The sequence below is a fragment of the Actinokineospora inagensis DSM 44258 genome, from assembly GCF_000482865.1.
Lineage (GTDB): Bacteria > Actinomycetota > Actinomycetes > Mycobacteriales > Pseudonocardiaceae > Actinokineospora > Actinokineospora inagensis.
Genome location: NZ_KI519518.1, coordinates 73,284 through 79,988, shown reverse-complemented (window position 1 = coordinate 79,988; position 6,705 = coordinate 73,284). Strand labels below are relative to the sequence as shown.

The window sequence follows — 6,705 nt, the reverse complement described above, 5'->3', positions numbered from 1 at the left end:
GGCGCGTGGGGTGGGCTGGCGGCCTTCGTCGATAAGGCGTTGGGTTTGAGGGGTGCGGTGCCGGTGTGGCGCTTCGTCGGTGTGGTGCGGGGGTGGTTGTGGTTGTGGTGGGGGGGGGGGTGGGGTGGTTTAGTTTTGTAGTAGGTTGATTATGGTGGTGCGGTCTATTTTGCCGGGGCCGCGTAGGGGGAGGTGGGGGACGATTTTGATTTGTTTGGGGGTGGCGTGGGGGCCTAGGGCTTGGCGTACCGCTGCTTTGAGTTCTGTCAGGTCTACCGGGCCGTTGGTGACTATGGCGGCGGCGACTTGTTGGCCCCATTCGGGGTCGGGAATTCCGACGACGCAGGCTTCTAGGACGGCGGGGTGGGTGGTGAGGGCTTGTTCTACTGTGGTGGGGGTGACCTTTTCGCCGCCGGTGTTTATGACGTCGTCGGTGCGGCCGAGGATTTTTAGGGTTCCGTTGGTCAGGGTGCCCAGGTCGGAGGTGTGGAACCAGCCGTTGTGGAAGGCGTCTGTTTTCGGGTTGAGGCGGTAGCCGTGGGAGAGGGTGGGGCCGCTGAGGTGGATCACGTTGTCGACCAGGCGGACTTTCACGCCGTCGAGGGGGGTGCCGTTGTAGACGCAGCCGCCTGCGGTTTCGGACATGCCGTAGGTGGTGACTGCTCGGACTCCCGCTTCGAGGACTCGTGTCAGCATTGTCGGGTTTGTGGCCGCGCCGCCGATGAGGACGGCGTCGAAGGAGCGGAGGGCGGCGAGGGCGTCGCCGCCTTCGGTGAGGAGGCGGCCGAGTTGGGTTGGTACGAGGGCGGTGTAGCGGGGGCCGTCGGCGGACAGGACGTCGGACGCGGCCTCGACGAACACGCGGCCGCGGAAGCCGGATCGGGGCATGACGGTCAGCGGGGTGCCCGCCAGCAGGCTGCGCACCACCACCTGCACCCCGGCGATGTGGTGGGCGGGCATGGCCAGCAGCCAGGTCCCCGGGCCGCCCAACCGCCGGTGAGTTGCCTCACCCGAGGCGCGGAGCGCGGCGGCGGACAGGAGGACGCCCTTGGCGGCTCCGGTCGAGCCGGAGGTCCGCACGATCAGCGCCGTGTCCGGCTCCACCGGCAGGTCCGGCCGCAGGTCCGCGATGCCGTCGCCCGGACCGAGCGGCACCACGGTGGGCGCCTGCTCGCCGGACAGGTGGGGGCGCAGGGCCGTGATCAGCGCCGGGACCGACGAGCCGTCAACGGGAAGCACGGGGACCATCCTGCTGGCAGCGCCTAGGCTCGGTCTGGTCGACCCCCGAGAGGAGCGAGCGGTGTCCACTGGGCCGCAGCAGGTGACCGAGGCGACTTCCGACCGGTGGGCGCCGGAAGACCCGCGACGGGCCGACCGGCCGTGGCGGCGCCCGCTGGACGTCGATCTCCGCGACGCCTACCTCAAGCGGCTCGGGTGGGACGCTCCGCCTGCTGCCACGGTCGAGACGCTTGTCGCGTTGCACCGGGCGAACGTGGATCTCGTGCCGTACGAGGTGGTGTGGCTCGCGTTGGGGGAGGAGCGCACGACCGAGCCGCTCGACTCGCTGCGGTACGTCATCGGCGGGCGTGGCGGTTACTGCTTCCACCTCAACGGCGCGCTGGGGTGCCTGCTGGACTGGCTCGGGTTCGACGTGCACTGGCGGGTCGGTGGTGTGCAGGGGCCGCAGTTCGCCGAACCCGTTGGTGCGAACGGGAACCACCTGACGCTGGAGGTCCACGGGCTGCCTGCGCCGGAGTCGCCGGACGGCAAGTGGTTGGTCGACATCGGCATGGGTGACGCGCTGTACGGGCCGCTGCCGCTGGTCGCGGGCGAGTACGACCAGGCGCCGTTCCGGTTCCGGTTGCGACCGTCCGACGTCGTCCCCGGCGGTTGGCGGTTCGACCACGACCCGTCGGCCCGGTGCCCGGGGATGGACTACGCGCCGTACGAGGCCGTGGTCGGCGATTTCGCGGCGAAGCACCTGGAGTTGACGACCAGCCCGGAGTCCGGCTTCGTCCGGGTCGTCGCCCTGTGCCACCGGGGCGGGGGCAAGCTCACCACGCTGCGCGGCCTGCGGCTGAGTGTGGTCGACGGGGACGGCGAACGGGTGCACGACATCGACAGCCCCACCGAGTACTTCGCCACCCTGGCCGAGCTGTTCCGGCTCCCACTGTCCGATGTGGACGACGACCGGCGGCGCGCGCTGTACCACCGCCTGCGCGCCGACCACGAGCTGTTCCTGGCGGGCAGGGGCGCTCAGTAGTAATAGGGGCTCAGTAGTAATAGGGGAAGTGCGACCAGTCCGGGTCGCGCTTCTCCAGGAACGAGTCCCGGCCCTCGACCGCCTCGTCGGTCATGTACGCCAACCGGGTCGTCTCGCCCGCGAAGACCTGCTGGCCGATCAGGCCGTCGTCGATGGCGTTGAACGCGAACTTCAGCATCCGCCGCGCCGTCGGCGACTTGCCGTTGATCTCCCGCGCCCACTGCAGCGCGGTCTCCTCCAACTCCGCGTGCGGCACGGCCTGGTTCACCGCGCCCATCCGGACCATGTCCTCGGCGGTGTAGGTCCGGCCGAGGAAGAAGATCTCCCGGGCGAACTTCTGGCCGACCTGGCGGGCCAGGTACGCCGAGCCGAACCCGGCGTCGAAGCTGCCCACGTCGGCGTCGGTCTGCTTGAACCGGGCGTGCTCCAGGCTGGCCAGGGTCAGGTCGCAGGTCACGTGCAGGCTGTGCCCGCCGCCCGCCGCCCACCCGGGGACGACGGCGATGACCACCTTCGGCATGAACCGGATCAGCCGCTGCACCTCCAGGATGTGCAGCCGTCCGGCCCGCGCCGGGTCCACCGTGTCCGAGGTGTCCCCGGAGGCGTACTGGTATCCCGTACGGCCGCGGACGCGCTGGTCGCCGCCGGAGCAGAACGCCCACCCGCCGTCGCGCGCGGACGGCCCGTTGCCGGTCAGCAGCACGCACCCGATGTCCGAGCTCATCCTGGCGTGGTCCAGCGCCCGGTACAGCTCGTCCACGGTGTGCGGGCGGAAGGCGTTGCGCACATCGGGCCGGTCGAAGGCGATCCGCACGGCCCCGGTGTCCACCGCGCGGTGGTAGGTGATGTCGGTGAAGTCGAACCTGTCGACGACCCGCCACCCGGCCGGGTCGAACAGTGCGGAAACCACGCGTTCAGCCACGATCGGCGAGCATGCCGGCGTGCCTGTGGACAGTCGTTCGCGGGGTCGGCGGTCGCCGTGTCAAGCTGGGGACGTGCACGACCTTGACTCGGCGTTGGCGGTCATTCGCGCGCGGGACGACACCGCGGCGAAGCACGCGCACGCGCTCTGGCACGTCATGCGCGCCACCGCCGCCCACCCGACCAAGGTCACCCGCTACGACGTGCAGCAGATGGTGTGGGGCACGTTGCCGCAGGCGCACCGCAGCCCCGGCGGGCAGGGCGCGTTCGAGGACCTGCACCAGACCTGCGAGTCGTTCGCCGAGCTGCTCGCCCTGCTCGGCCACGCCGGGTACGCCGGGGTCTGCCGCGACCCGGCCACGCACGCCATCCTCGACGCCGCCCAGGACGAGGAGCGCTACCGGCGGCTGGTGGCCGCGGCCTGGCGCGCGTCCGGGGTGTGGCCGCCGGACACCCCGCTGATGACCTGGGCCGAGCAGGGCGGCCCGATCGAGACGGCCCTGCACGCCGCCGCCGGTCGGCTGCTGGAGGAGGCCGTCGACGCGGGCACCCTGCCGGTCGACGGCGGCGAGGCCATGCGGGTCGGCCTGGTCATGCGGCTGCTCACCAGCCCGGAGAACGAGGGCGAGGAGACCTGGTTCGTCCGCCTGCTCGACGAACGCCTCGACGAGTGGACCCTCGGCCAGGGCAGCCAGACCCGCCGCGAGCTGATGGTCCGGCTCCGTCCCGAGATCCGCCGCGCCCCGGACAGCGACGGCGCCCAGCTCCCGGCGTTGACGTACCTGCTCGCCCAGTGCCGGGAGGCGGGGGCCCGGCTCACCACCAGCGGCTACCTGCCGACGTCGCTGGTCGGTGAGCTCATCGACCTGATGCCGACCTGCGCCGAGCTGTCCGGGTCCGGCCGCAGCGAGTCCCAGTGGCCGCCGGTGAAGCTGTTACGGGAGCTGTCCACCGACTTCGGCCTGACCACCCGCACCGGCGGCAGGCTGCGCCTCACCGACCAGGGCACCGCCCTGGTCGACGATTCGGACTCGCTGCTGATGACCGTCGGCGAACGCCTCATCACGCTCGACCGGTCCGCGTTGGGCGCCGTCCAGGAGGTCGTGTTCGCCGCCCTGCTCCTCGAAGACCGGATGGCCCCGGTCCGCGTCTACGAGAAGGTCGCCTACGTCCTCGCCGAGGAGGGCTGGTCCGGTGCAGGCGGCGCCGACTTCGGCCCCACCCACGCCGCCGAGGTCGGCTCCTGGTTCCTCCGCAGGCTCCGCGTGCTCGACGCGCTCGACGCCGACTGGACCGCCCGCCGGGTCGGTCTCACCCCGGCGGGCCGCGCCATCGCCCGCTGGAGCCTGCGCGCCCGCGTCCTGTTCCGCCGCCACCCGGACGACCTGACCCTCACATGACCCCTGCCCATCCCGCCCCACCTGCCGTCGCGGTCGAGGTGACCGCCGCTCGACCGGCGCCGTTTCGTGCGCTCGGGGGGTCGGTTGTCTGGCGGTGGTGCGCCCTCGCCAGGGAGTTCAGGGCGCGGTCAGCGGGTGCGCAATCGCTTGCGCGGCCGGGTTGGGGTAGTCCGGGCAGAAAGTTGACCGAGGTCCGGATGGGTGCGCTCCCAGGGTGGGGCGCTCCGGCCGATCTTCGCCCAGATGTGCCGGAGCGGTTGCCGGGTGGGGTGTGGGCGGGGAATGGTCGAGGGTCGGGTCCCGGTGGCCGCGGTGGTCTCGTCGTCGGTGGCGCGGTCGTGGGTCCGGGTGTCGTGGGCCGGTCGAGTGGTCCAGAGCGCGTTGAGGGGAATGGGGTGCTGTGAATCCGTCCACCGCGATGGCCACCGTGGTGGTCGACGAGTTGGTACGCAACGGGGTCCGGGATGTCGTGCTGTGCCCGGGATCGCGCAACGCGCCATTGGCGATCGCGTTGTACGAGGCGGCCACCCGGGGTGTGGTCGGGTTGCACGTGCGGGTCGACGAGCGGTCGGCGGGGTACCTGGCGCTCGGGTTGGCGCGGGCGTCGGGGCGACCCGCCGCGGTGGTGTGCACGTCGGGCACGGCGGTGGCGAACCTGCACCCGTCGGTGTTGGAGGCGCACCACTCCGGCGTCGGACTGCTGTTGATCACCGCGGACCGGCCGCCGGAGCTGCACGGGACGGGCGCTAACCAGACCATCGACCAGCGCGGCATCTTCGGCAGTTCGGCGGTGGCGGTGGACTTCCCGGTCGCCGAGCGGCGGGCGGGGCTGAACCCGGTGTGGCGCGGGCTCGTGTGCCGCGGGGTGGCGCGCGCGGAGACCGGTCGGCCGGTGCAGGTGAACATCCCGTTCCGCGAGCCGCTGGTGCCGACCTTCGGTGACGAGTGGCCGGACAAGCTCGACGGCAGACCGGGCGGGCTGCGCTGGACGACGTCGTCCGTCGCTCGGTCGGTGCCCGGGAACCGGGTCGATTTCCCGTTGCCCGCGCGGACTCTGATGGTCGTCGGCAGCGGTGACCCGGCCCGCGCGACGTCCGCGGCCGGGGTCGCGGCGAAGGCCGGGTGGCCGGTGGTGGCGGAGCCGGTGGGCGCCGCGGCCGCGATCGCCGGTGGGGCGCACGTGCTGCGCTGCGGTCCGCTGCTGCTCGGCACCGGCGCGCTGCCGGAGTCGCTGCGGCCCGAGGCCGTTGTGGTGGTGGGCAGGCCGACCCTGTCCCGCGGGGTGCGCGGCCTGATGGACCGGGTCCCGGTGTACGGCATCGGCGACCATCCACAGTGGACAGACCCGCAGTACGTCGCCACGCACGTGCGCGGCTGGCTCGACCAGGACGACCTGGTGCACGTCGCCGGGCACGACCAGCACTGGCTGGCCGCCTGGCAGGACGCCGAGGACGCCGCCGTCGCCGCCGTCGCCACCCTGCTCGACGACGAGCCGTGGCCCAGCGGCCCGCACATCGCCCAGGACGTCGTCGCCGCCCTGCCCCCCGGCGCCACCCTGTTCCTCGGCTCCTCCAACCCCGTCCGCGACGTCGACCTGTTCGCCGCCCACCGCGCCAACGTCACCGTGCACGCCAACCGCGGCGTGGCCGGCATCGACGGCAACCTCTCCACCGCGGCGGGCATCGCCCTCGGCGGCGGCGCCCCGACCTACGCCCTCGTCGGCGACCTGACGTTCCTGCACGACGCCAACGGTCTCCTCATCGGTCCGGGCGAGCCCCGCCCCGACCTCACCATCGTTGTGCTCAACGACAACGGCGGCGGCATCTTCTCCCTGCTCGAACAGGGCGCCGCCGAACACCGCGCGAGCTTCGAACGCGTCTTCGGCACCCCGCACAACGTCGACATCGCCACCCTCTCCCGAGCCCACGGCGTCCCACACACCCCCGCCACCACCCGCGCCGAACTGAAACAAGCCCTCGCGCCCGCCCCCGGCCTCCGCGTCGTAGAAATCCACACCACCCGCGACGGCCTCCGCGACCTGCACGCCCGCCTCCGCGCGGCAGTCACCGCCGCCATCAGTTGACCGCGACCGGTACGCGCTGCTCCACCGCGTCGGCCAGG

5 protein-coding genes are annotated in these 6,705 nt (G+C 72.3%); 3 read left to right on the top strand and 2 right to left on the bottom strand.

Going from position 1 to position 6,705, the window contains the following annotated elements:
• Positions 1-129: 129 nt before the first annotated feature.
• Positions 130-1,248: an o-succinylbenzoate--CoA ligase gene (gene menE, locus H504_RS0129940; RefSeq protein ID WP_026425802.1), complete on the bottom strand. Its 1,119-nt coding sequence runs from the start codon at positions 1,246-1,248 to the stop codon at positions 130-132.
• 52 nt (positions 1,249-1,300) lie between these two features.
• Between menE and H504_RS0129935 the strand changes: the two genes are divergently transcribed.
• Positions 1,301-2,263: an arylamine N-acetyltransferase family protein gene (locus H504_RS0129935; RefSeq protein WP_211239427.1), complete on the top strand. Its 963-nt coding sequence runs from the start codon at positions 1,301-1,303 to the stop codon at positions 2,261-2,263.
• Between the two features lie 10 nt (positions 2,264-2,273).
• On the opposite strand, the gene H504_RS0129930 is transcribed toward H504_RS0129935, so the two are convergent.
• Entirely contained in the window at positions 2,274-3,185 is a 912-nt protein-coding gene (locus H504_RS0129930) for a 1,4-dihydroxy-2-naphthoyl-CoA synthase (RefSeq protein ID WP_026425800.1), read from the bottom strand.
• Positions 3,186-3,258: 73 nt separating this feature from the next.
• Between H504_RS0129930 and H504_RS0129925 the strand changes: the two genes are divergently transcribed.
• Together H504_RS0129925 and menD are read left to right on the top strand one after the other, a co-directional pair.
• On the top strand, positions 3,259-4,584 hold the full coding sequence (locus H504_RS0129925) for a hypothetical protein (protein ID WP_026425799.1): 1,326 nt from the start codon (positions 3,259-3,261) through the stop codon (positions 4,582-4,584).
• A gap of 400 nt (positions 4,585-4,984) precedes the next feature.
• The gene (menD, locus tag H504_RS0129920) at positions 4,985-6,667 is read left to right on the top strand and encodes a 2-succinyl-5-enolpyruvyl-6-hydroxy-3-cyclohexene-1-carboxylic-acid synthase (RefSeq protein WP_026425798.1); all 1,683 of its coding nucleotides are present in this window, start codon (positions 4,985-4,987) and stop codon (positions 6,665-6,667) included.
• The last annotated feature ends 38 nt before the right edge of the window (positions 6,668-6,705 follow it).